1 protein-coding gene is annotated in these 789 nt (G+C 64.9%); it reads right to left on the reverse strand.

Annotated features, from left to right (window positions below; translation table 11 throughout):
• Nucleotides 1–789, reverse strand: a 789-nt coding sequence (locus tag FNJ47_RS46315; protein ID WP_163163483.1) for an IS110 family RNA-guided transposase, incomplete at both ends; no start/stop codon positions are given.

The following is a 789-nucleotide window of genomic DNA, read 5'->3' on the forward strand; positions in this document are numbered from 1 at the left end:
GCCAGCAGCCAGCGCGAGTGATGACCGCGTCCACGTCTGGCCTGCTGGATCACCGCCGTAGCCCCGATCACGAGCAGCCGTCTCAGGTCCTCGTCGCCCGCCCGGGTGATCTTGCCAAGCCTGGTCTTGCCGGCGGTGGAATGGTCCTTGGGTGTGAGGCCGAGCCAGGCCGCGAAGTGACGGCCGGAGCGGAACGCATGCGGATTTGGTGCCTTCATCACCAGCGCGGTTGCAACGATCGGGCCGACCGAGGGAATCTGCGCCAGGCGCCGGCCCAGGGGATCAGCTCGGTGCCAGGCCAATATCTTGGCCTCGATCGCCTCCAGCTCGCCCTCGAGCCTGGCGTACTCGCGGCCCAGCACGACAAACAACTCGCGCGCCAGAGCGGGAAGCATCTCGTCCTGCGCAATCTGCGCCAACAACGGCTCGATCTTGTCCAGTCCCTTGGGCGCAATCAGGCCAAACTCCGCCGCATGGCCGCGGATCGTATTGGTCAGCTGGGTGCGCCGGGCGATCAATCCGTCGCGGATACCCGTCAGCATCAATGCGGCCTGCTGCTCGGCACTCTTCACCGGTACGAACCGCATACTCGGCCGGCTCATCGCCTCACACAGTCCTTCCGCATCCCGCCAGTCGTTCTTGTTCCGCGAAACGTAGGGCTTCACCAGTTGCGGCGCCATCAGCTTCACCTTGTGACCAAGCTTGGAAAGCTCCCGCGCCCAATATTGCGAAGCCCCGCAAGCCTCCATCCCGATCACGGTCGGCGGCAATTTGGCGAAGAACTCCAGC

This window comes from Bradyrhizobium uaiense (assembly GCF_010811875.1).
Classification (GTDB): domain Bacteria; phylum Pseudomonadota; class Alphaproteobacteria; order Rhizobiales; family Xanthobacteraceae; genus Bradyrhizobium; species Bradyrhizobium uaiense.